The 22728-nt window shown below is 69.6% G+C and carries 20 protein-coding genes; 15 read left to right on the plus strand and 5 right to left on the minus strand.

Translation table 11 applies throughout. The annotated features are described in order from the left end of the window. Positions 1 to 56 precede the first annotated feature (56 nt). The 3 genes from ACOGI9_RS14205 to ACOGI9_RS14215 are packed head-to-tail and all read left to right on the plus strand — an operon-like array spanning position 57 to position 3351. A complete protein-coding gene (locus ACOGI9_RS14205) occupies positions 57 to 269 on the plus strand; it encodes an AbrB/MazE/SpoVT family DNA-binding domain-containing protein (protein WP_419857764.1) in 213 nt (70 codons plus the stop codon). Next, entirely contained in the window at positions 266 to 1669 is a 1404-nt protein-coding gene (locus ACOGI9_RS14210; protein WP_419857765.1) for an amidohydrolase family protein, read from the plus strand. The genes ACOGI9_RS14205 and ACOGI9_RS14210 overlap by 4 nt, the downstream gene beginning before the upstream one ends. Then, positions 1669 to 3351 (plus strand): N-acyl-D-amino-acid deacylase family protein, encoded by a 1683-nt coding sequence (locus ACOGI9_RS14215; protein WP_419859302.1) that lies wholly within the window; start codon positions 1669 to 1671, stop codon positions 3349 to 3351. Before ACOGI9_RS14210 ends, ACOGI9_RS14215 begins: the two co-directional genes overlap by 1 nt. Here the strand turns inward: ACOGI9_RS14215 and ACOGI9_RS14220 are convergent. Next, the gene (locus ACOGI9_RS14220; RefSeq protein ID WP_419857766.1) at positions 3348 to 3974 is read right to left on the minus strand and encodes a ferritin; all 627 of its coding nucleotides are present in this window, start codon (positions 3972 to 3974) and stop codon (positions 3348 to 3350) included. The genes ACOGI9_RS14215 and ACOGI9_RS14220 overlap by 4 nt on opposite strands. 135 nt (positions 3975 to 4109) lie before the next feature. On the opposite strand from ACOGI9_RS14220, the gene ACOGI9_RS14225 reads away from it, so the two are divergent. The 12 genes from ACOGI9_RS14225 (at position 4110) to ACOGI9_RS14280 (ending at position 17269) form a co-directional block, all read left to right on the plus strand. Next, the gene (locus ACOGI9_RS14225; RefSeq protein WP_419857767.1) at positions 4110 to 5486 is read left to right on the plus strand and encodes a glycine--tRNA ligase; all 1377 of its coding nucleotides are present in this window, start codon (positions 4110 to 4112) and stop codon (positions 5484 to 5486) included. A gap of 16 nt (positions 5487 to 5502) precedes the next feature. Next, complete coding sequence (locus tag ACOGI9_RS14230) at positions 5503 to 6993, plus strand: hypothetical protein (protein WP_419857768.1); 1491 nt, start codon at positions 5503 to 5505, stop codon at positions 6991 to 6993. A gap of 10 nt (positions 6994 to 7003) precedes the next feature. Continuing rightward, positions 7004 to 7999 carry an alpha/beta fold hydrolase gene (locus ACOGI9_RS14235; RefSeq protein WP_419857769.1) on the plus strand — a complete coding sequence of 332 codons (996 nt, stop codon included), beginning with the start codon at positions 7004 to 7006 and terminating at the stop codon, positions 7997 to 7999. After that, positions 7996 to 9483 carry a sodium-dependent transporter gene (locus tag ACOGI9_RS14240; RefSeq protein WP_419857770.1) on the plus strand — a complete coding sequence of 496 codons (1488 nt, stop codon included), beginning with the start codon at positions 7996 to 7998 and terminating at the stop codon, positions 9481 to 9483. The genes ACOGI9_RS14235 and ACOGI9_RS14240 overlap by 4 nt, the downstream gene beginning before the upstream one ends. 27 nt (positions 9484 to 9510) lie before the next feature. Further along, on the plus strand, positions 9511 to 10215 hold the full coding sequence (locus ACOGI9_RS14245) for a hypothetical protein (protein WP_419857771.1): 705 nt from the start codon (positions 9511 to 9513) through the stop codon (positions 10213 to 10215). Next, complete coding sequence (locus ACOGI9_RS14250; protein ID WP_419857772.1) at positions 10215 to 11423, plus strand: site-2 protease family protein; 1209 nt, start codon at positions 10215 to 10217, stop codon at positions 11421 to 11423. Before ACOGI9_RS14245 ends, ACOGI9_RS14250 begins: the two co-directional genes overlap by 1 nt. Positions 11424 to 11463: 40 nt before the next feature. After that, a complete protein-coding gene (gene nth, locus ACOGI9_RS14255) occupies positions 11464 to 12087 on the plus strand; it encodes an endonuclease III (protein WP_419857773.1) in 624 nt (207 codons plus the stop codon). 1 nt (position 12088) lies between these two features. After that, positions 12089 to 13198 (plus strand): tRNA epoxyqueuosine(34) reductase QueG, encoded by a 1110-nt coding sequence (gene queG / locus ACOGI9_RS14260; RefSeq protein ID WP_419857774.1) that lies wholly within the window; start codon positions 12089 to 12091, stop codon positions 13196 to 13198. A gap of 45 nt (positions 13199 to 13243) precedes the next feature. Beyond that, positions 13244 to 14296, plus strand: coding sequence for an acyl-CoA desaturase (locus ACOGI9_RS14265; RefSeq protein WP_419857775.1), 1053 nt, complete (start codon positions 13244 to 13246; stop codon positions 14294 to 14296). A 171-nt stretch (positions 14297 to 14467) separates the two neighbouring features. Next, a complete protein-coding gene (locus tag ACOGI9_RS14270; RefSeq protein WP_419857776.1) occupies positions 14468 to 15574 on the plus strand; it encodes a multicopper oxidase domain-containing protein in 1107 nt (368 codons plus the stop codon). Then, the gene (locus tag ACOGI9_RS14275) at positions 15567 to 16793 is read left to right on the plus strand and encodes a ZIP family metal transporter (RefSeq protein WP_419857777.1); all 1227 of its coding nucleotides are present in this window, start codon (positions 15567 to 15569) and stop codon (positions 16791 to 16793) included. Before ACOGI9_RS14270 ends, ACOGI9_RS14275 begins: the two co-directional genes overlap by 8 nt. A gap of 44 nt (positions 16794 to 16837) precedes the next feature. Next, entirely contained in the window at positions 16838 to 17269 is a 432-nt protein-coding gene (locus tag ACOGI9_RS14280; protein WP_419857778.1) for a DoxX family protein, read from the plus strand. A 9-nt stretch (positions 17270 to 17278) separates the two neighbouring features. On the opposite strand, the gene ACOGI9_RS14285 is transcribed toward ACOGI9_RS14280, so the two are convergent. From ACOGI9_RS14285 to ACOGI9_RS14300, 4 genes are read right to left on the minus strand one after another with little or no spacing between them, the layout of a single operon-like run. After that, positions 17279 to 17770, minus strand: a complete 492-nt coding sequence (locus ACOGI9_RS14285) for a nuclear transport factor 2 family protein (protein WP_419857779.1) — start codon at positions 17768 to 17770, stop codon at positions 17279 to 17281. A 47-nt stretch (positions 17771 to 17817) separates the two neighbouring features. Further along, positions 17818 to 19608: a carbohydrate kinase family protein gene (locus tag ACOGI9_RS14290; protein WP_419857780.1), complete on the minus strand. Its 1791-nt coding sequence runs from the start codon at positions 19606 to 19608 to the stop codon at positions 17818 to 17820. A 10-nt stretch (positions 19609 to 19618) separates the two neighbouring features. Next, positions 19619 to 20998, minus strand: coding sequence for an LVIVD repeat-containing protein (locus ACOGI9_RS14295; protein WP_419857781.1), 1380 nt, complete (start codon positions 20996 to 20998; stop codon positions 19619 to 19621). Positions 20999 to 21032: 34 nt separating this feature from the next. Beyond that, positions 21033 to 22724, minus strand: coding sequence for a multicopper oxidase family protein (locus ACOGI9_RS14300; RefSeq protein WP_419857782.1), 1692 nt, complete (start codon positions 22722 to 22724; stop codon positions 21033 to 21035). Positions 22725 to 22728 lie beyond the last annotated feature (4 nt).

Genomic DNA, 22728 nt, shown 5'->3' on the forward strand with positions numbered 1-22728 from the left:
CCGAACCGGTGATCGGGACGACCTGTTGTCGTGCCCGGAAATAGTCCGAACCCCCCATGGCACACGCAAGACGCGGCAAGGGCCAGGTCACGCTGCCGAAGCCCATCCGGGAGCGGCTCGATCTCAAGGCGGGCGACCGAATCGCATTCGGTCGGACGTTCCCGCGGGAACGTCTGCGTACCATCCTCCGCCATTGCCGCCCTGTCAGTGCGCACCGCACGTTTGACGGGCTCAGCGACTCAGCCCGCGCAAGGCAGAGGAGGATATGATGGTTTCCGCCCGCCGCTCCGCCCGTATCACCGGGGTTCTCGCGCTCACGATCTTCGCCTCGCTCCTCGCGGTCCCGCACGCCACCGCCCAGGAAGGGACGATCGCGCTGGTCGGAGGCCAGCTGCTGGACGGATACGAGGTGCCTCCGATCCATCATGCGGCCGTCGTCATCGAGGGGAACCGGATCGTTGCCGTGGGGCCCGCGGCCGAGATCGAGATCCCGCCGGACGCGGAGGTCATCGACACCCGGGGCAAGACGATGATGCCCGGGATGGTCGACGCGCACGTGCACATCATGATTCTCGGACACGGCGAGTACGCCGACTGGTTCCCCTGGTTCGAGGGGAACGACGACCTCGTGTACGAGACGTCCGCCAAGCAGTTGCTCGCGGCCGGTGTGACCGCGGGGGTCGACCTCGCGGCGCCGATGTCGAGCCTCGCCTTCCGCGACCGCGTGAACCGCAACGAGGTGCCGGGTCCGCGCCTCCTCGTCAGCGGCCCCTGGGTCACGCGCTACGCGTGGAACTTCCTCCCGGATGAACTCCGTGTCCTGCACCGCACGCCTGAAGAGGCGGCGGAGCGGACGCGGATGCTGATCGATGCGGGAGTCGACGTGATCAAGACGTGGATCGGCACGACCGAGGAGGACATGCGGGCGATCAAGGCCGTGGCGGGTCCGGCGGGCGTCCCCATCCACTGCCACGTCTACGAGGAGGAGGTCGTGTGGGGCGCGATCCGCGGCGGCTGCGACGTGCTTCAGCACGCGGGCTCGGGCGGCAGCGTACCCGCCTACTCGCAGGAACTCGTCGACTACATCGCGATGGAGGGGATCCCGGTCGTACAGACGATCTCGCACCGGATCTGGGTCTATCCCGCCACGCTCGAATTCCCGGAACGGCTCTGGGATCCGGACATCATCAACAGCTTCCCCGAGCCGATCCGGGAGCAGGTACTGAGCTCCTACACGAAGGACGACTTCTGGCGGAAATCCTACTTCCGCAGCACGCCGCGGCAGATACGGAACAGCGAGCGGGCGTCGCGCCAGTTCATCGATGCGGACGCCCTGATGGCGATGGGCACGGACACCGGGTCACCCCTCAACTTCCACGCGGAGTCGGCGTGGCGTGAGGTGTCGGCGCTCGTCGACATGGGGATGACGGAGATCGAGGCGATTTCGTCGGCCACCAAGGTTGCGGCGGAAGTGCTCGGGCTCCGCGAGACGGGGACCATCGAGCCCGGCAAGCTCGCGGACATCATCGTCGTGGACGGCAACCCGCTGTTCGACATCAACGTGCTAGGCTACGTGACCGACGTGATCAAGGACGGGATCGTCTACAAGCGCGACGGGGTGCCGGTGTGGGAGATGGAGAGCGCGCGGACCAGCACGAGCGGGCGGTGATGCGCGGGGCCCCGGCGGCGCGGGTCCCGGGGCGGCCGACCCTTCCGGGGCCGGCCCCGGCACTTGCGGCCGCGCTGGTCCTCGCCGCTTGCGGCGTGGGGCCCGAGTCGGCGGACGACGGCGCGACGACCCGCACCGGCGGCGCTCCGTACGACCTCGTGATCGTCGGCGGAACCGTTGTCGACGGGACGGGGGCCGACCGCTTCACGGCCGATGTCGGCATCCGCGATGGCCGGGTGGTCGAGGTCGCGCGCGACGGCGGGCTCTCCGGGCAGGGGGCCGAGGAGATCAACGCCTCCGGCCTTATCGTCTCCCCGGGGTTCGTCGACCACCACAACCACGTCCAGAACCAGGTCCACCGGCGGCCGCTGGCCGAGAACTTCATTCGCCAGGGCATCACGACCATCCTTCCCTCGCTTCACAGCGGCGACCAGCCGTACCCGCTGCGCGACTACATCGACGATCTCGAGGTCGCCCCCAACATCGGCTTCTTCGCGGGCCACACCTGGACCCGCGAGCAGGTGCTCGGGATGGAGGACCGCGCGCCGACGCCGGAGGAACTCGACGAGATGCGCGACCTCGTGCGCGAGGCGATGGAGGACGGCGCGCTCGGGCTCGCGACCGGACTCCTCTACGTCCCGGCGAACTACGCGGAGACCGAGGAGGTCATCGAGCTGGCGAAGGTCGCGGCGGAATACGGCGGCATCTACTACACCCACATGCGGGACGAGGCGCGCGGGCTGCTGCCGGCCGTGCGCGAGGCGATCCGCATCGGCGCCGAGGGCGGGTTGCCCGTCCACATCAACCACTTCAAGGCGATGGGGGTGGATAGCTGGGGGAAGACGGTCCAGTCGCTCGCGCTCGTGGACTCCGCGCGCGCCGCGGGCATCGACGTAAAGGTCGACGTCTACCCATACACGGCGGGAAGCACGGGCTCCGGCGTGCTCTTCCCGCAGTGGGTGCTGGCGGGCGGCATCGACTCGTTCCGGGTCCGTGTCACGGACCCCGAGACGCGGGCGCGGATGGAGCCGGAGATCAGGGAGTGGATGCGCCGCGACTGGACGGGTGGAGACCTCTCACGCATCCAGTTCCGCACGCTCCGCGCCTTCCCCGAATACAACGGGAGACGGATGTCGGACCTCGCCGCGGACCGGGGGCTCCCGAACAACGACGCCACCGGCGTCCAACTCGCGATCGAACTCCAGTTGGCGGGCGGGTTCAGCGCCATCTACCACTTCATGGACGAGGCGGACGTCATCCGCATTATGCGGCACCCGCAGGCGATGTTCGAGACGGACGGCGACCCGGTCGGCTACGGGCTCGGCTTCCCGCACCCGCGGAGCTACGGAACGTTTCCCCGCATCCTCGGGCGCTACGTGCGGGAGATGGGCGTGCTCACGCTGGAGGAGGCGATCCGGAAGATGACCTCGATGTCGACGGACGAGATCGGCCAGTCCGAGCGCGGCCGGATCGCGCCGGGCATGTGGGCGGACATCACCGTCTTCGACGCCGACCGCATCATCGACCAGGCCGACTACGTGGACCCGCACCGCTACTCGGTCGGCATCCACCACGTGATCGTGAACGGCGTCCCCGTCATCCTCGACGGCTCCGTCACCGGAGCGAAGCCGGGCCAGGTGCTGAAGGGCCCCGCCCGCCACCTCACCGAAACCCGCGGCTAACCGGCGGGGTCGGCCTCCGGGTCGCCCGTCCGTTGGCCCAGTTCGGTCTCGAGCATGAGCAGGGCCGACTTGTCGTCGCCCGCGAGCCGCAGCCGGTCGACGATGTCGGAGATCGTCTTCTCCTCTTCGACCTGCTCGTTGACGAACCACTGCAGCATGACCTGGGCCGGATAGTCCGCCTCGTCCATCGCGAGGCGATAGAGGTCGCCGATCATCCCGGACACCTTCCGCTCGTGCCCGAGCGCCTTCTCGAACACCTCCAGCGGCGTGCCGAACTCCGAGGGCGGGGCATCGATCGCGCCCAGCGACACCCGTCCTTCGCGATCGTGGATGAAGTCGAAGATGCGAAGCGCGTGCGCCCGCTCCTCCTCGGCCTGCGCGCGCATCCAGTGCGCGAAGCCCGGAAGCCCCTCGTCCTCGAAGTGCGCGCACATGGACAGGTAGACCTGGCTCGCGTACAGCTCCTGCGTGATCTGCTCGTTGAGCGCCGCCTGCATCGTGGTGCCGATCATCTGTTCCGCCGTTCCTCTCGTCTCGTCGGGGATGCGCGCCGCGACGGAGATATGCGCCACGCCCGCGCCGGCCCGAATCTCGTTTCCCGCGTGCCGGACCGCCAGCGACAAGTGGTTGCTCCCCTTTGCCGGCGGCGGCTATCGTTGCCGCGCTCACGGCCGGAGTCCCTGCCACAATACCGAGGCTCCGGTGATTCCAGCCGATTCCGCCGCCGCGCCAGGCGCGAGCGGCTGCCGAAGATATCCATGGCCGACAACACGAACACGGATTCCGCCGCCGATTCGGGCCATCCGCCCGGCCTGATGGACAAGCTCGTGTCCCTCGCCAAGCGGCGCGGGTTCATCTTCCAGTCCTCCGAGATCTACGGAGGCGTCGGGTCGGTGTACGATTACGGGCCGCTCGGCATCGAACTCAAGAACCGCATCCAGGATCTGTGGTGGCGCGAGATGGTCTACCGCCACCCGAACATCGTCGGGCTCGACGCGGGCATCCTCATGAACCCCGAGGTGTGGGTCGCGAGCGGGCACGTCGGCGCCTTCACGGACCCGCTCGTCGAGTGCCGGAGTTGCCACCGCCGCTTCCGCGCGGACGACCTGCCGCGGCTGGAGGCGGGCGAGCCCGAAGCCCAGCAGTGCGGGGTGTGCGGGACGACCGGCGAGTGGACCGACCCGCGCCAGTTCAACCTCATGTTCAAGACGTTCATGGGGGTGGTTGAGGACGAGGCGTCGACCGTCTACCTGCGGCCGGAGACGGCGCAGGGGATCTTCGTCAACTTCCGGAACGTGCAGGAATCCGTGCGCCAGAAGGTTCCGTTCGGGATCGCGCAGGTGGGGAAGGCGTTCCGGAACGAAATCACGCCGGGGAATTTCATCTTCCGCACGCGCGAATTCGAGCAGATGGAGATGCAGTTCTTCGTCGCGCCCGGGACGGAGGACGAGTGGTTCGAGACGTGGAAGACGCGCCGCATGGCGTGGGTCGAGACGCTGGGCATCCGGCCGGAGCGGCTGCGCTTCCACCGGCACGGCCCTGACGAGCTCGCGCACTACTGCAAGGACGCGTCGGACATCCAGTACCGGTTCCCGTTCGGGTGGCAGGAGTTCGAGGGAATCCACAACCGGACGGACTACGACCTCGGGCGTCACCAGGAACACTCCGGGAAGAAGCTGGAGTACTTCGACCAGCCCGCGAACCGGAAGTACGTGCCGTACGTGATCGAGACCTCGGCGGGACTCAGCCGTACCCTCCTGGTCGTGCTCGCGGATGCCTACGATGAAGAGGAGGTCGGAGGCCAGAAGCGCGTAGTGCTGCGGCTCAAGCCGTCGCTCGCGCCCTACCAGGCGGCGGTCTTCCCGCTCGTGAAGAAGGACGGGATGCCGGAGATCTCCGAGAAGCTGGCGGACGATCTGCGCGGCACGTTCAACGTGTTCCACGACATCGCGGGGTCGATCGGCCGGCGATACCGGCGGCAGGACGAGGCGGGGACGCCGTTCTGTCTCACGATCGATGGCCAGACGGTCGAGGACGGGACGTGTACGGTGCGCGACCGGGATTCGCTCGAGCAGACGCGCGTGCCGCTGTCGGGCGTCGCGGCGTGGCTCGGCGCGGCGATCGCCGGCGCCTGATCGGCCGGGCCTGCGCGTGCCGTTTCGCGTAGCGGAGATCCGCGACCGGGCCCAACGCCTGCAGAGCGCCCTGGCGCGCGCCTGGTATCGGCTCCGCAGCGGGCTGGACGAGCGGTCGTCGCTCGCGTCGCTGTACCGCCAACATCGGCTTCTCTTCAGCCCCGGAGTGCTTCAGGCCATCCAGCGCGACCTTTCCGAGGCGCAGGGAGATGAGCGCCGGCGCCTGAAGGCGCTCTTCAACTGGGTCGCGGGCCAGCAGATCGAGGCCGAACTCGCCCCCCTGGACGACGAACTGCGGTCGTGGGAGACGGAGGCGACGGTCACCCTCGCCGAACGGGAGATTCCGCTGAGACGCGTCCCGGACTGGATCGTGCGCGCGGAGGACCGGGGCGAACGGCTGGGGTGGGAAGCGGCCCGCCACCGGCGGATCGAAGAGGCCGCGGCGCTTCGGCTCGATGTCGTGCACCGGGGACGCGAGGCGGTGGTTCAACTCGGTCTCGGGGGATTCACCGAGGCGCGGGAGCGGCTGGCCGGCCTGGACCTGCAGCGCGTGGAGCGCGATGCGGCGGCGATCCTGGAGGGTACCGAAGCGCGCTACCGGCGGATGTTCGCGGCGGAGGCGGAAGCTCGCCTCGATCCGCGCGAGGGGCCGCCCTCGCGAGCCGACGCGCGGTGGCTGATGGGGATGCGCTGGCTCGGGCGGTACTTCGAGATCGAGCCGTTCGCCGCGCATCTTCGCCGCGCCATGGAGGGGATGGGACTGGGTCGGGTGTTCGATCGCTCCGTGCGCGTCGACATCGACCGGCGGTCGCTCAAGGACGAGCGGTCGTTCACGGCGGTCATCGACGTACCCGGGGACGTGCGGCTCGTCGTGTGTCCGCTCGGCGGCTGGATCGACGCGCGCCGCCTGCTCCACGAAACGGGACACGCGCTCCACTACACGCACGCATCGGCCGCGCTCTCGTGGGAGGAGCGGGTGCTGGGCGACGATTCGATCGGCGAGTCCTTCGGGCTGGTGTTCGACTCGCTGACGCTGGATCGCGGATGGGTCGAATCCGCGACGGGACTCGAGGGCGCCGCGCTCGAGGACTATCGGCAACTCGCGGCTTTCCTGAGGCTCTACCGTCTGCGCCGGGATGCGGCGCGGCTCCTCTGGGAGGTGGAGCTGGCCCGGGCGGCGCGGCCGGGCGAGCAGGCCGGCCGATACGCCGAACTGCTGAGCGAAGCGACCGGGTTCGCGCACCACCCGGGCACCTTTCTGACGGATCATCGTCGGGGCTTCCAGGCCGCGCGGCGCCTGCGGGGCTGGATGCTCAGCTCCATCATCATCGATCGCCTGAACAAGCGCTTCGGGGCCGAATGGCACCGCAGCGTCGCCGCGGGAAAGTTCCTGCTCGAGGTCCTTTCGACCGGCCGGCGCGAGGATGCCGCGCAGCTCGCCCCGCAGTTCGGCGTGGAGGGGCTGACGCCCGAGACGCTGCTCGAGCGGGTCGAGCGCTGGCAGTGAGCGGACGGCGGTGAGCGGGCTGCGCTGGCCCGGCCGGTTCGCGCTGGGCGCGGCGGCCGGGGTCGCCGGCGTCGCGTGGTGGCTGGCCATGACGCGCCGCAACGAGGCGCTGGTGCGGCCGCCCGTCCGGGACGGCTCCGGCGAGGCGCTCCCCGGCGGCGTCATCGAGTATTCCGACGGCGAGAGGGTCGAATACGTCGACGCGGGGTCGGGGGATGCGCTCGTCTGGGTCCCCGGCGCGGACGGGCCGAAAGAGACGTTCCGCTATCAGCTGCCGAGCTTCGCCCGGCGCCATCGCGTCGTGTGCGCGGATCTGCGGCGCGAGTTCCGGGAGACGGCCGACTTCGACCGGCTCGTCGACGACGTGGCCGAACTCGTCGATGCGCGCGGCGTCAACCGCTTCGTGCTCATCGGGACGAGCCTCGGGAGCGCGATCACGATGCGCTTCGCGAGCCGGTTTCCGGAGCGCGTGCGGGGGATCGTACTGTGCAATCCGCTCGCCCGCGTCTCCTACCGCCACGTCGGCTTCAACCGGGCCGCGCTCATCCCCCTCGCCATGCTGACGACCCGCTATCTCCCCACGGAACTCTCGCGCGGCCTGGCCCGAACCTGGAGCCGTCTCGGGGTGTGGATCTTCGACGACTCACCGGGCCGGGACGCCCTGATCGAGTACGCGCTCTTCACGGGGCCGCGGACCGTCCGCCCGTCGGTCTCCGATCGCCGCGTCTCGGGCCTGCGGCGGGTCGATCTGCGAACGGATCTGGCGGACATCGCGGTGCCCGCGCTCGTGGTGAAGGGCCCACGCGACGAGTATTGTCCGGTGGACTGGGCGCGCGAAATCACCGAACTGCTCCCCGACGCCGAGTACGTCCCCATTCCCGGCACCGGGCACTGCTCGCACATCTCGCGTCCCGGCGCCTTCAATGAGACGCTGGGCGATTGGCTCCAGCGGCTCCGGGCGCGCGAAGAAGAGGAAGAAGAGTCAGTCGAGAGAGGCGACGCATGACGAATCCCGTCTTCAGCTCCCGGGCCGCGATGATGCTGGCCATGCTCGGGATGGCCGTCGGAACCGGCAACATCTGGCGCTTCCCGCGCATCGCGGCCTCCAACGGGGGCGGCTCCTTCCTCGTCGCCTGGGTCGTTTTCCTCTTCCTCTGGTCGGTGCCCCTGATCCTCGCGGAGTTCGCCGCCGGCAAGGCGACGCGCTCGGGTCCGATCGGAGCGTTCACGAAGCTCGGAGGGAAGAAAACCGCCTGGATGGGCGCGTGGATCGCCTTCATCTCGACCGCGATCATGTTCTACTACACGGTCGTGATGGGCTGGACGATCCGCTATCTCGTCGGGGCCGTCACCGGAACCGTGCCGACCGCTCCCTGCGAGGTCGGGGCCGCGGCGTGCGTCGGGCCGCAGGAGTACTGGGACAGCTTCATCGGCTCACCGTGGCCCATCCTCACGCACGCGATCGCGATCGGGCTTGCGGTGATCGTGGTGCTGCGCGGCGTGAAGGGAATCGAGCGTGCCGCGCGCTTCCTCATTCCGAGCCTGTTGCTGCTCGTTCTGGCGCTCACGGTGCGAGCGGTCACGCTTCCGGGGGCCAGCGCGGGCCTCGCGTTCCTCTTCACGCCCGACTGGGCGCAGTTGGGCGACCCCACGATCTGGCTCGAGGCCCTGACTCAGAACGCCTGGGACACGGGCGCGGGCTGGGGGCTGATCACCGCGTACGCCGTCTACATGAAGAAGCGCGAGGACACGACGCTGAACGCCTTCATGCTCGGGTTCGGGAACAACTCCGTGTCGCTGCTGGCCGGGATCATGGTGCTGTGCACGGTGTTCGCGATCCTGCCCAACGCGGCCGACCAGATCGTCGGGGCGGGCAACGAGGGCCTGACGTTCATCTGGGTGCCGCAACTCTTCGGGCTCATGCCGGGCGGGTCCGTATTCATGGTCCTCTTCTTCCTCGCGCTCGTGTTCGCGGCCTGGAGCAGCCTGATCGCGATGATCGAGATGCCCACGCGGGTCCTCGCGGATGCGGGGATCGCCCGCAGGAAGGCCGTGCTGACGATCGGCGGCCTCGGGTTCATCCTCGGGCTGCCGTCGGCGATCTGGATCGAGGTGTTCCGCAACCAGGACTGGGTGTGGGGCGTCGGACTGATGATGAGCGGCCTCTTCTTCTCGATCATGATCATGCGCCACGGCGTGGACCGCTTCCGCCGCCGGCTCGTGAACAGCGAGGGCAGCGACCTCGTGGTCGGGAAGTGGTGGAACGTCGTGATTCGACTCGTGGCTCTGCAGGCGGTCGTGATCACGGTGTGGTGGCTGTGGCGGTCCGTCGACCTGAACGACCTCGCCGGGTCGTTCACGCTGTTCTCGGAGTTCAACGTCGGGACGGTGCTCATCCAGTGGGCGATCGCGATCGCCGCCTTCCTGGGCCTCAACCGCTGGCTGGCCGCGAACGCCGCGGGCTCCCCGGCTTCGGCCGAAGACGCCTGACGGGGGCGGCGACCGTTCGATCGCGCGGTGAACTTCAACCGATTCGAGACGGCGGCCCGCCGCATGTGGCACGAGATCCCCGCCGAGGCGCGGGAGGGGGTCGACGGGCTGACGATCGAGCCGGAGGCCGCACGCCACCCGGACTTCCACTGGGTGTACACGATGGGGGAGTGCCTGACGGAGGCGTGGCCGAGCGGCGCCGGGGGGGACGGCGATGTGCGTTCGGAACTCGTTCTCTATCACGGTTCCTTCCGGGCGCTCGCCGAGGAGGATCCCGACTTCGACTGGGAGGGCGAGCTGTGGGAGACGATCCTGCACGAACTGCTGCACCACCGGGAATCCGCCGCCGGTGAGTCGGGGCTGGATGAGGTGGACTGGGCGAACGAACAGAATCTGCGCCGGCTCGCGGGCAAGCCCTTCGACCCGGACTTCTGCCGGGCCGTGCCGTCCGGCCCGGACGGGGTCGTGAAGCTGGAATCGGAGCTGTTCGTCGAGTCGGTGATCCCGGAACGCGCGGATGAAGCCGTCTTCGAATGGCGCGGGCGACGCTACGCCGTGGAGGCGCCCGTGTACGCGAACCGCGCCTTCGTGGAAGTGCCGAACCTGGCCGGCGGCCGTCTGTGCGTCATCATCCGCCGCCGGTCTCCGTGGTGGCGGTTCGGGCGCGGGAGGAACTACCGGCCCGCGGAAGTTTCCCTCCCGGCGTACCCCCTCCCCGGCGAAGACGGCTGATGCCGCTGTTCGGCAGCTTCCGGATCGGACGCTGGTTCGGCTTCCCCATCCGGATCGACTATTCGTGGTTCCCGATCGCGGCGCTCGTGATCTGGACCTTCACCACGCGCGAATTCCCGCGCGCGCTGCCCTTCTATCCCTCGTCCACGTATCTGGCGATGGGAACGGCGGCGGCGCTCCTCTTCTTCCTCTCCGTGCTCCTGCACGAGCTGGGTCACGCCCTGGCGGGGCGGGCGCGGGGCGTGGAGGTCGAGCACATCACGCTCTTCATCTTCGGCGGCATCGCGCAGGCGCGCGACGAGGCCCGGCGTCCGCTGGACGAGTTCGTGCTCACCGCGGCGGGTCCGCTCGCGAGCCTGGCCCTCGCCGCAGCGTTCCACGGAGGGCGCGTGGCGGCGGAGGCCTGGGCCGCCCCGGCACCGGCGGTCACGGTGCTCGGGTTCCTGGCACTGCTCAACTTCGTGCTCGCCGTCTTCAACATGATCCCCGGCTTTCCGCTCGACGGGGGCCGGATCTTCCGCTCCATCGTGTGGGCGGTCACCGGCGACCTCGTCAAAGCCACCCGGTGGGCGACGCAGGGGGGACGGCTGTTCGGCGGCGCGCTCATCGTCCTCGGGCTCTTCAACCTGAGCCGCGGACAGTTCATCTCCGGCGTGTGGGCGGCATTCATCGGCTGGTTCGTGGTCAACGCGGCCTCGTCGAGCCTGCGGCACTTCGAACTCCGCACGCTCCTGCGCCGGATCCCGGTCGCGACGGTCATGAACCCCCGCCCCCGCATGATCGAGGCGGAGATGCCCGTGGAGCGGGCCATATCCGACTACTTCCTGCGCGGACGGGAGGAGGCGTATCCGGTCGCGCGCGACGGCGACCTGGTCGGGGTCGTCGAGGCGCAGGCGGTATCCGCGGTGAGGAAGGACGCGCGCGCGACGACGCCCGTCGCGGCGGTCACGCGACCCGCCGAGGAGTTCCCGGTGGCCCGTCCCGACGAATCCCTGGCGGAAGCCCTGTTCCGGATTCGAGTCCGGGTGTCGTACCTGCTCGTGATCGAGAACGGGTTCGTCGTCGGCGCGCTCGACCCGCGGGAGGTCAGCGCGAGAGTGCAGCGGCTGCAGCGGGCGGGGCTCGTGTCGCTGGACGAAAAGCCGCCCGCCGCCCGGGGGGCCGCCTCCGGAGAGGACCTCGGCCCACCGCCCGCCAAGAGCGCCTGACGCCGTGCCCCGGCCACGTTCCTGGAAGGCCCGTTCCGAGTTGGCCGCGGCCCTGTCGCCGCGACTTGCCGCCCTCTATCCGGACCTCACCGTCTCGCTGGACTGGGAGACGCCGCTCGAGTTGATCGTCGCGACGGTGCTCTCGGCCCAGTGCACGGATGAGCGCGTGAACCGGGTCACCCGCACGCTCTTCCCGGCCTATCCCGACGCGCCCGCGTACGCCGACGCACCGCTGGAGGAGTTGCGGGAGGCCGTGCGCCCGACGGGGTTCTTCAACAACAAGGCGCGCCACCTGAAGGGGCTCGGACGCCGTCTGGTCGACGTGTACGGCGGAGAGGTCCCGCGGACGATGGAGGATCTGCTCACGCTCCCGGGCGTCGCCCGGAAGACGGCGAACGTCGTGCTCTCCAACGCGTTCGGGCTTCACGAGGGCGTGGTCGTGGACACGCACGTGAAGCGGGTCACCCACCGCTTCGGCCTCACGAACGAGGTCGATCCGCCGAGGGTGGAGAAGGACCTCATGAGGGTGCTGCCGCGGGAGGAATGGCACCCCTTCGCGTGGCGCTCGATCCTGCACGGGCGCACCGTGTGCTACGCTCGAAAGCCGCGTTGCGCCGAGTGCCCGGTGGCCGATCTGTGCGCGAGTGCCGGGAAGTTCGGGTGAGGTGACCGTCGCCCGCGATGCCGCCGCGCTGAAGCGGGAGGTCCGCGCCGCCGCGCGGGCCGCCGGGTTCGACCAGGTGGGGTTCGCTCCGGCGGCGCCCCCGGCGCACGCGGGCGCATACGAGGCCTGGCTCGCGAACGGCTACCACGGCGAGATGGCCTACATGGCGCGCGAGGACGCGGTGCGCCGCCGCCTCGATCCGCGAGAGGCCCTTCCCGGCTGCCGGACGCTCATCGTCGTGAGCCTCCTGTACGGCTCGACGCCGGCCGGCACGGCGACGCCGGACCGGCGGCGCGTCGGCCGCGGGGACGCCGCCCGGCGCCGCCGGCTGCCGGTCGTCGCCCGCTACGCGCTGGGCCGCGACTACCACGACGTGTTCGAGGAGCGGCTCGACGCGCTCTCCGCCGCCATCGAGGACCTCTCTCCCGGCGCCCGCACGAAGCGCTACGTCGACTACGGCCCCGTCCTCGAGCGGGACCACGCCCAGCGCGCGGGCCTGGGCTGGATCGGCAAGAACACGATGCTCCTCCACCCCGACCTCGGTTCCTACTTCATGCTGGGAGAGCTGCTCACGGACCTCGAGATCGAACCCGATCCCCCGTTCGTCCACGACCGCTGCGGCACCTGCCGCCGCTGCATCGACGCCTGCCCGACGGACGCGATTCTGGACGGCCGGCTCCTCGATGCGCGGCTCTGCATCTCCTATCTGACGATCGAACTCCGGGGTCCCATCCCCGAGACGCTCCGCCCCGCGATCGGAAACCGGGTGTTCGGCTGCGACATCTGCCAGGAGGTGTGTCCCTGGAACGCCGAGGCGCCCGTGCCCGCGGAGGCGCCGTTCGCGCCCCGCCCCGGCCAGCCGATGCCGCCGGAGGATATGATTGCGTGGGCCAGGGAACTCGCCCCCCTCGACGCCGACGAGTTCCGCACGCGCTATCGGGGGACGGCGTTCAGCCGCCCCGGCCGCGAGGGGCTGCTCCGGAATCTGGCGGTCGGCCTCGGCAACTCCGGCGGGCCCGGCGCGCGCTCCGTCCTGCGACGTCTGGCGGAGGACCCGTCGCCCCTCGTCCGGGAACACGCCCGGTGGGCGCTCGACGTACTCCAGCGTTAGGTTGGAAGCCCGCAGGGAAACGCAGAGAACCGAGGAGAAAAACGCATGCCGGGTTATGCGGTCCTGGGAGAACCGTGGTGGATCGCCCTCGTGTGGATTCTTGTCGCGGGGCACCTCACGAACATGGTCAACACGCTCTATCTGCACCGCTCGGCGACGCACGGCGGCGTCGTGTTTCATCCGGTCGTCGAGCACGCCATGCGGTTCTGGTGCTGGCTCACGACCGGGATCGTGACGAAGGAGTGGGTCGCGATCCACCGAAAGCACCACGCCTACGCGGACCGCGAGGGCGATCCCCATTCGCCGACGCTCGAGGGTCTCGCGAACATCGCGTTCGGCGGGCTCTTCTTCTATCGGAAGGCCGCGCAGGACGAGACGCTGCTCGAGAAATACGGCAAGGGGACGCCCGACGACTGGGTCGAACGAAACGTCTACACCAGGCGCCGTGGCCTGGGGATCAGAATCATGCTCGTCCTCAATCTGTACCTGTTCGGGCTCATCCCCGGGCTCATCGTCTGGACGTGCATGGTGTTCTGGATGCCGCTCACGGGGAACATCATCAACGGCCTCGGACACGCGCTCGGCTACCGGACCTTCGGGACGCGCGACGACAGCCACAATCTGTATCCGTGGGGGATCTGGATTCTCGGCGAGGAACTCCACAACAACCACCACGCGGACCCGCGCTCGGCCAAGTTCAAGGCGCACTGGTGGGAGTTCGACATCGGCTGGTTCTACATCCGGATCCTGAGCGTCCTGCGACTCGCCAACGTGCTCTACGCGCGCACGGCGACCCCGCGGGAATTCGCGGCGAAGTTCTACCGCGATTCGGCGGACCGCATGAACCGGCGTCTGGACAGGGCGCTGTCGCGCATCCAGCGGACCCGGGAGGCCGGACTGCGGCGCATCGAACGCGCCCGCGAGGAACAATCCCTCAAGCGTCTCGACCGCGCCGCCGCCAGAGCGCGGGCCCGGCTCGATCGGGTCCGGCCCGGCAAGTTCGCGCGCGTGGCCCGGGCGAAGGCCGAGGCCGGCGCCGAACTCGACCGGGCTCGGGAGGCCGCGCGCACCCGCATCCTCCGCGCCGCGGAAGCATGATCCTCGAAAACCGGCCCGCCACGGACTGACCCAGCTCACCGCCGACTGACCGGGCGCTTGTTGACGCCGCCCCGGGCTCCGTGCATCTTCCGAAAAATCATTTTTAGCCTAGGCTAAAAATCGCTCCGGGCCGCGGCCCGGATGGGCGTTCGGGGGAAAACCGGAGAACGAGTGAAGCCGGATAGGTTGAGTCGACGCGACTGGCTGAAGCTTGGTGCCGCGGGGGTGGCCGGCGTATCGGGCGCGACGGTGCTGGACCTGGCGTCCCGGGGCGGCGCGCGAGATGCCCTGGCGGCCAGCGGCGCCATGCCGCGCGAGCCGGGAGCGGACGCCGCCGCCGCGGGCCCGCACGCGGGACACCAGGAGGCGATGGGGATCGTCGGCATGCCCGGGCCCGACGGAGCGTTCGATCCGGCGGCCTTCCTCACGGACTTCGACTACGGGGAGGTCACGACCCGCGCCGACGGCCGCGTCGTGCGACGCTGGCAGATGGTGGCGCTGGACCGGGAGATCGAGATCGCGCCCGGCGTCTTCTTCCCGGCGTGGACCTACAACGGGCAGGTGCCGGGCCCGACCCTGCGCTGCACCGAGGGGGACATCCTCCAGGTCGAGTTTACGAACGCGGGCTCGCACCCCCACACCATCCACTTCCACGGCACGCACCCGCCGGAGATGGACGGCTTCGAACCCATCGTGGAGCCGGGGCAGCGTTTCACCTACGAGTTCGAGGCGAAGCCGTTCGGGCTCCACCTGTACCACTGCCACACGATGCCGCTCAAGCGGCACATCCATAAGGGTCTGTATGGGGCGTTCATCGTCGATCCGCCCGAAGGTCGGGAACCGGCGCGGGAGATGGTCATGGTGATGAACGCGTTCGACAGCAACCTGGACGGCGACAACGAGGTGTACGCCGTCAACACGTCGGCGTTCTACTACCACCACCATCCCGTGCGCGTGGGCGTGAACGACCTGTGCCGCATCTATCTCGTGAACACGACCGAGTTCGACCTCATCAACTCGTTCCACCTGCACGCGGGCATGTTCAAGGTGTTCCGGACCGGTACGCGGCCGGACCAGTACGAACTCACGGACACGATCATGATGTGCCAGGGCGAGCGTCACGTCCTCGAGTTCCGGCTCGAGAACCCCGGCATGCACATGTTCCACGCGCACCAGAGCGAGTTCGCGGAACTGGGGTGGATGGGCTTCTTCGAGGCGGTCGAGCGGCTCGCCGCCGGCGACGGCGTGCCCGTGGGCCCCGCGCCGCGCGATGTCTGACGAGCGGTCCGAAGCCGCTCCGCGCCGGAGCGGCCCGGCGCGCTGGGTCCTGGGCCTCTTCCCGCTCGCGCTGCTGGCGGGGCTCGTCGCGTTTTTCTTCGGCGCCGATCCCACGGCCCCCTTCCGGGACGCCTTCCCGCCCGTCGAGGACCTCACGATCGAACGCGTGAGCTTCCCGGAGAACGGCGTCATGCGCGTGCACGTCGTGAACGGCGGTCCCGAGGCGGCCACCATCGCGCAGGTGATCGTCGACGATGCCTACTGGCAGTTCGAGATCGATGGCGATCCGACCCTGCCGCGTCTCGCCCGCGCCACCCTCGAACTGGACTATCCCTGGGTCGAAGGTGAACTCCACGTCATCCGGCTGGTGACCTCCACGGGACTCACCTTCGACCGCGAGGTGGCGGTAGCGACGCTCTCGCCGCGCCCCAACGCGCTTTACCTGACCACTTTCGGGCTACTCGGCCTCTACGCGGGCGTGATCCCCGTCCTCGTCGGCCTGTTGTGGTATCCCTTCCTGCGCCGGATCGACCGCAAGTGGATCCACTTCTATCTCAGCCTCACCGTGGGCCTGCTGGCGTTCCTCGTCGTCGATGCGTTCGAGGACACGCTCGAGGCGTCGGCGCTCGTGCCGGAGGGATTTCAGGCCGCCGGGCTCATCGCCGTCGGGGTCATCGGCGCCATCGTCGGCCTCAGGGCCCTCGGTAACCTCGGACGCGGCCGGAGCGGCGGAGACTCCGCGGGCGCGGGCGGCGGTGGGCCGAGCCCCGGGCTCACGGTGGCGTACCTGATCGCCATCAGCATCGGACTGCACAACCTCGGCGAGGGGCTCGCGATCGGGGCGGCCTTCTCCCTCGGCGAGATCGCGCTCGGAAGCTTCCTCGTCATCGGCTTCGCGCTCCACAACACGACGGAGGGGCTGGCGATCGTCGCCCCCGTCGCGGACCGGCGGCCGGCGCTGCGGCACTTCGCCTTCATGGGCGGCATCGCCGGACTGCCGACCGTCCTGGGGGCGTGGGCGGGCGGTTTCTCCTACTCGCCGACGCTGGCGACCTTCTTCCTCGCCCTCGGCGCCGGAGCCATCCTGCAGGTCATCGTCGAGGTCACGCGGCTGATCCGGAAGAGCTGGCCGCAGGGCCTGTTCACCCCCCTCAACGCCACGGGCCTCCTCCTCGGCCTGCTGGTCATGTACGGCACCGCGCTCATGGTGACCGCCTAGCCTGACGGCGTAGGCCGGTGTGGTGTCACACCAAAGGAGGCACGATGCTCGGCGGCAGAAACCCCGGCCTCGGTCTGGCCATCCTTCGCGTCGCGGTCGGACTGATCTTCGTGATGCACGGCTGGCCGAAGCTGGCCGGCGGCATCGAGGGCACCGCGGCCTTCCTCGGGTCGCTCGGCGTCCCGCTCTCGGCGATCGGGGCGTGGGGGATCGCGCTGGCCGAGACCCTGGGCGGCGCATGCCTGATCGCGGGCCTGTTCGTGACGCCCTTCGCCCTGCTCCTCGCCGCGCACATGCTGGCGGGGATCTTTCTCGTGCACCTGGCCAACGGCTTCTACGTCGTGGGCCCGGGCCAGGGAGGCTACGAGTTCAACCTGCTCCTGATCGCCGCCCTGCTGACCCTCGTGCTGGCCGGATCGGGGATCGCGACGCTCAAGAGCCTCTTCACGAGCGACGTCGAGGTGGTGATCGACTGAGACTTGGCGTCAGTCGCCGGGCGGAGGGCCGAGCGGGCTCGGCTCGCAGTTCTCCGTCTCGCGGGTGTAGGCGATGCTGGAGATCTTCCAGCCGTCGCTCGTGCGCACGAGGCTCACCGCGTCGATCCCGCAGTGGCTGAACTCGCCGTCCACGTGGAAGTCGTAGGGCGTCCACACGACGGCGATCGGACCCTCGATCATCACGTGCGGTTCCCACATTCGCTCCAGCAGGGCGGGGCCCGGCTGACCGATGGAGGCGGCGAACTCGGTGCCGGTGCTCTCCCGGACCTGCACGCCGTCCGGGGTCTCCGCCGTAGCCACGAAGGTGGCGCCGTCGGTGAGCAGGCCGCGGATCGCATCGCCGTCGCGGGCCGCCATGGCGTCGAACAGGGCCTGCACGGCGGCGACCGCCCCCGCCTCGGCGTCATCCTGCGCGGCGGCGTACGCGGGCGCGGCGAGGGTCACCGCGGCGAGAAGCAACATGGCTCCGAACTTCTTCATGAGATTCTCCCGATTCCTGTGGTCGGTCGTCGTGGACTTTCCCGGCCTCAATACGCGGCCGTGCGAAACACCGGCTGGAAGAGTCGGGTGCGGTGCGCGCAGACGGGGTCCGCGGGGCACGCCGCGCAGTCGGGTTCCGTCATCTCCGGGCAACGCGTCCGGTTCTGAAAGAAGAACCAGTCCACGGCCCCCATGGAGCGCCCGCTCAGCCGCCGGACCTCGCCCACCGCCTCGTAACAGGCGGCGCGCACGGCCTCCTCCTCCTCCGCGCTCACAACCTCCCGCTTCGCGAGCTTCGCGGCCAGCGTCTCGTCGTTCACGGAGACGACGCCGAGCCGCAGGCAACTGCGCTGGCAGTGATAGTCGACGATCGGCGGCACGTCCTCCCCCTTCCCGAGCCGCAGGAAGCGTTCCGGCCGCTGGTTGAGGATCGCCGCGAGGAGGGCGGACTTCTTCCGCCACGGGTCCTCCTTGTAGCCGCCGACCGCATCGAGACGCGCGAGGAAGCGGGCGAGGGGTCGCTCCGTGGCGTTGGCTTCGGCCAGGAGCGACGCCGGGGTCAGGCCGAGGCCCAGCATGTCGCGGCCGTACGCGCGCGCGCACGCCGGATGGAGGGTGCCCGCGGGGAGCGGGTTGTGTCCGCCGTCGTCCCGCAGGCGGTGATCGAAGTCCGCGTCGTCGAGGACGGCCTGACCGGCGGGGGCGAGTTCGTCCGGGGCTTCGCGGGCCCAGCGCCGGTAGGCGGCCCACAGGTAATCGCTTCCCTTGCGGGCCCGGCCGTCCAGAGAGGCGATCATGGGTTCGCCGTAGCGGCCCGCGCGCTCGTGCCAGAAACCGAACTGCTGCACGGTCCCGGCGAAGAAGAAATCGAGCGCCGCCGGATCGCCGGGTTCCGGAAAGTCCGCGCCGGTGAAGTCGAACGCCGCCGCCTCCGGGGCCGTCGCGATGACCCCGGCCACCCGCCGAAAACGGTCCCGGTCGAGGCGGACCCGAGCATCTCGCGGCGCCGGTGGAGGCGGACTGTCCGAGAGGAGCGGCGCCGGACCGATGTCCGTCACCGTCTCCGCGGCACAGGCCGCCGCAACGCGCGCGGCGATGGCGGGATGGTCGCCGGCCGCGACCCTGGCCAGCGCCGTCCCGCAGAAGGTGTCGCCGGCGCCCGTCGGATCCACCTGCTCGACCTCGGGGGCGGGGACGTCGATCGCGTGGTCGCCCAGGACGACGCGAGCCCCGCGCGGTCCCCGGGTGACGAAGACCGCGCGCCCCGGCGCGACCGCCACCCGATCGAGCGACCCGAAGAGGAGACCGGCCTCCTCTTCGTTGCAGAAGAAGTAGTGGGACGCTTCCACGACGCGCTCGACGACCTCCGGGTGCGCGCGGATCCCCGGCGCGTACGTCCCGCACCCCACGCGCACGCCCGCCGCGGCCAGCCGCCGCGCGAACCCCAACTGCAGCTCCGGGTCGAGGAGGGGGACGACGTACGCGAAGGCCCCCGGCCCCGCGTCGGGGATGTCGCCGTAGCGGATGTCCCCCTCGGAACCGCGCACCGCCTGGCGATAGACGGTCCGGCCGTCGGGGAAGTACTCGATCTCGAAGTGCGGGAGCGCCGAGGGCGGCACCGGCGGCCCCCGCCAGTCGAGGAGGCGGTCCGCCGGCTCGAGTTCCGCCGGCATGGGATCGGGCCGCGGCGCGACGACCGTGACGGCGGCTCCGACCCGCTGCGCCGCGAGCGCGGTGTAGAGTCCCGCGCCTCCGGCGGACCGCACGGAGCGGCCGCCGAGGTGCAGGAGGTCCAGTGAGGGGCTCCCGACCACGAGGAGCCGTGGCCGGGCGCTCATGCCGCCGGCGTCAGTCGCCCTGCTGCTGGTCCGTCGTGATGCGCCCGGCGGCGCCGGCGGGCCCGTTGTCCCAGTCCTGGGCGCTGGAGATGTTCGGCACGCCCCAGTCGTCGCCGTTCCAGCCCTGGAAGCCCTCCATCCGGAAGGTCCACAGACCCGTCGTCATGTCGCTCACCACGATGAGCCCGTCCGCGTTCCGGATGTCGACCCCGAACGTGCCGTTGAAGACAGGGGTCCGGTCGACGTTCGGCGGCCCCAGGTAGGTGTCGTAGTGGCCCACCGTCATCGGGTTCTCCGGGTCCATCATGTTGAACACGACGAGCCCGTCCAGGTAGCCGGACACGAACACGAGCGGCCAACGCACCTCGTGGTTGTGCACGAGGTTCTTCCAGTTCGCCGTCCACGCCGCGATCGGGCGGTTGATCGCGGACACCTCGCCGTTCAGCCCCGGCCTGAGGTCGAAGATCCTGAGCGGCGCGTACTGATACTCCGTCTCGGCGATCGCGAAGTTGCCGTCCGGCGTGGGCGTGAACGTGTGGCCGCTCCGAATCCCGGAGACCCCGACGATCTGCGTCAGAAGCTGGGGATCCTGGAGATCCGACACGTCGTAGATGTAGTAGCCGCCGGTGCCGCCGCCGTAGAAGCGGTCCGTCCCGGTTTCCGGGTGGTAGCCGAGATAGAAGTCGTGGTATCCCCGCCGCCGGTTCCCCTCCATCCCCTGATCCGGGACCGGGATCTGCGCCACCATCTGGTCGCCGCGCCCGTCGACGAGGGCGCCGAGGTCGTAGACGGCCGCGTACGGTCCCGAGACCGTGGCGACGAGATACACGTTCATGTTCGAGTGCTTGTAGATGAAGATGTTGTGGAAGCCGCCGGGGAGATCGGGCTCCTTGATGCGGGCCACCTCGCGCACCGTCGAGGCGTCCGGCAGTCCCGTGACGTCGAGGACGACGGCCCCCATGTCGGAGTCCGGGCCGCCCTGCCCGAACTGGAGCGACTGCACGACGTAGTAGCGGTCGCCCCACTTGAAGTGCTTCACGTCCATCCCGCCGGTGCGCTGGTGGAGGTCCTGGTCCTCGATCCGCCACTCGTAGAGCACCTCGGGGTTCTCCGGGTCCTCGATCGAGACGATGTCCAGCCCTTTCGGGCCGACCGGTCCGTACTGCATGCGCGCCACGTACGCGTAGGGCCGGTGCATCTCCTGCTCGATGTCCATGTCCGCGATGCTGAGCCGGGGCCCGAGCGGAATGTGGCCGAGCACTTCCATGTTCCGGCTGCCGCGCTCGACCACCCCGTCGATGAGCTGCGCGCTCAGCGCGTGCGGCGCGGCGAGAGCCGCTCCGAGCACGGCGGCCGCCGAGAGTGTCAGGGTCCGATTTCCAACCTTCATTCTTTCCTCCGTTTTCGAACTGGCGGCCCGCGAGCTAGCCGGGGTCCACCGTGAACAGCATGGACATGCCGGCCTCCAGGTGCTCCGCAATATGGCAGTGCGCCATCCAGCGGCCAGAGTTGGAGGCCTCGAGCAGGATGTCGAACGTCGACCCGACCGGGATCACCATCGTGTCCTTCCATGCGAGATTGTCCGACGGCACCCCGTCCCTCGCGAGAATCAGGAAGCGCTGCCCGTGGATGTGGATCGGGTGCTGCATGGGGTGGAACGAACGGCGCTGGTTGTGGATCCGGATCTTGAGGATGTCCCCCTCCGCGAAGCGCCAGTCGATGTCCCCGTTCTCCTTCCCCGTGCGCGTGTCGCGCATGATCCACGTCAGGTTCTCCGACGTCGAGAGGTAGTTCATCATCGGCATCGCGTCCGTCCATTCGACGGGCGGGAAGTACAGCGTGTCGATCGCCATCACGGCGACGATGTCGCTGGGCAGGTCCCCCACGCGTGCCGTGAGTTCGATCTCGTGGTCGACGGGCCGGTCGAACTCGGCGCGGTAACGGTCGATGTCCTCGATGACGTCCGCGTGTTCGCGCAGCGTGGAGAACGCGTCCCCGTGGTCCTCCGCGACCGGTTCGTCGAGGACGGTGATGATCCCGAGCGTGTCCGTCTGCGGATAGAAGCGGCCGTTGAAGTGGTCGATGGCCTGGATGGGGTTGAGGAGCGCGTACGTGCCGGGTTCGTCGAACCGCGCATCCACGATGTACCGCTGGGCGGGGGCGAGGACGACGTTGGAGACGAAGCTCTCGCGCTCGAACTTGCTCACGTCGGCGCCCACCAGCTTCATCTCCGCGCCCTCCAGGACGAGGTTGAAGGTGCGCGTGTTCGCGACGTTCGTGAGATAGAGCCGGCGGACCTCGCCGCGGCGGACCGTGGCCTCCCAGCGCGGCTCGCCGTTCACGAGCAACTGGTTCCCGAACCGGCCCATCAGCGTCTGGATGGCGGCTTCGCGTCCCCAGGGGAAGAGTCCGCCTTCGTCGACGAGCAGGTCGTCGAGCATGAGGAAGTCCTCGCCGTTCGCGGGGCCGTAGTAGTCCGCGGCAGGCGCGTCGACCAGCATGTTCCCGTACAGGCCGAGGTCCTGCTGGATGTCCTCGCGGTGGTGCGGGTGGTACCAGTAAAGACCGGCGTCGGGGAAGTAGACCCGGTACATGAACGACTCGCCCGGGGCGACCGGGTCCTGGGTGACGCCGGGCACGCCGTCGAACTCGTTCTCGAGTCGCAGGCCGTGCCAGTGGACCGCCGTGGGCAGGTCGATGTGGTTCGTGAACAGGACGATGATCTCCGCGCCCTGCGGGACGCGGATGAGGGGTCCGGGATACTGCCCGTTGAAGCCGTACATGGTGAAGGTCCGCGTCCCGATCGTGCGCCGGACGAACCCGGCCTCGAGACGGAGCGTGTCGCCGTCGGCCATCTCCACGACCTCGCGGAAGACCGCCTCCGGAAGCATGGCGGGATCGTGGCCGGGGTCGGGCAGGTACGGGGTCACTCCGGGGACGGCGCCCATCAGGCCCGGGAGCATCATCGGCATCGGGATCGGCTGCGGCGGCATCCGCCACACGGCCCCGATGCTGTCCGTCGCCATCATGTGGCCCGCGTGCTGTTGCCCCGCGGCCGGGGCGAGGCCCAGCCACAGCGGTGCGGAGAGGGTCGCGGCGACGGCCAGGTAGCGCACTGTC

The organism is Candidatus Palauibacter irciniicola (genome assembly GCF_965208695.1).
Taxonomy (GTDB): Bacteria; Gemmatimonadota; Gemmatimonadetes; order Palauibacterales; family Palauibacteraceae; genus Palauibacter; species Palauibacter irciniicola.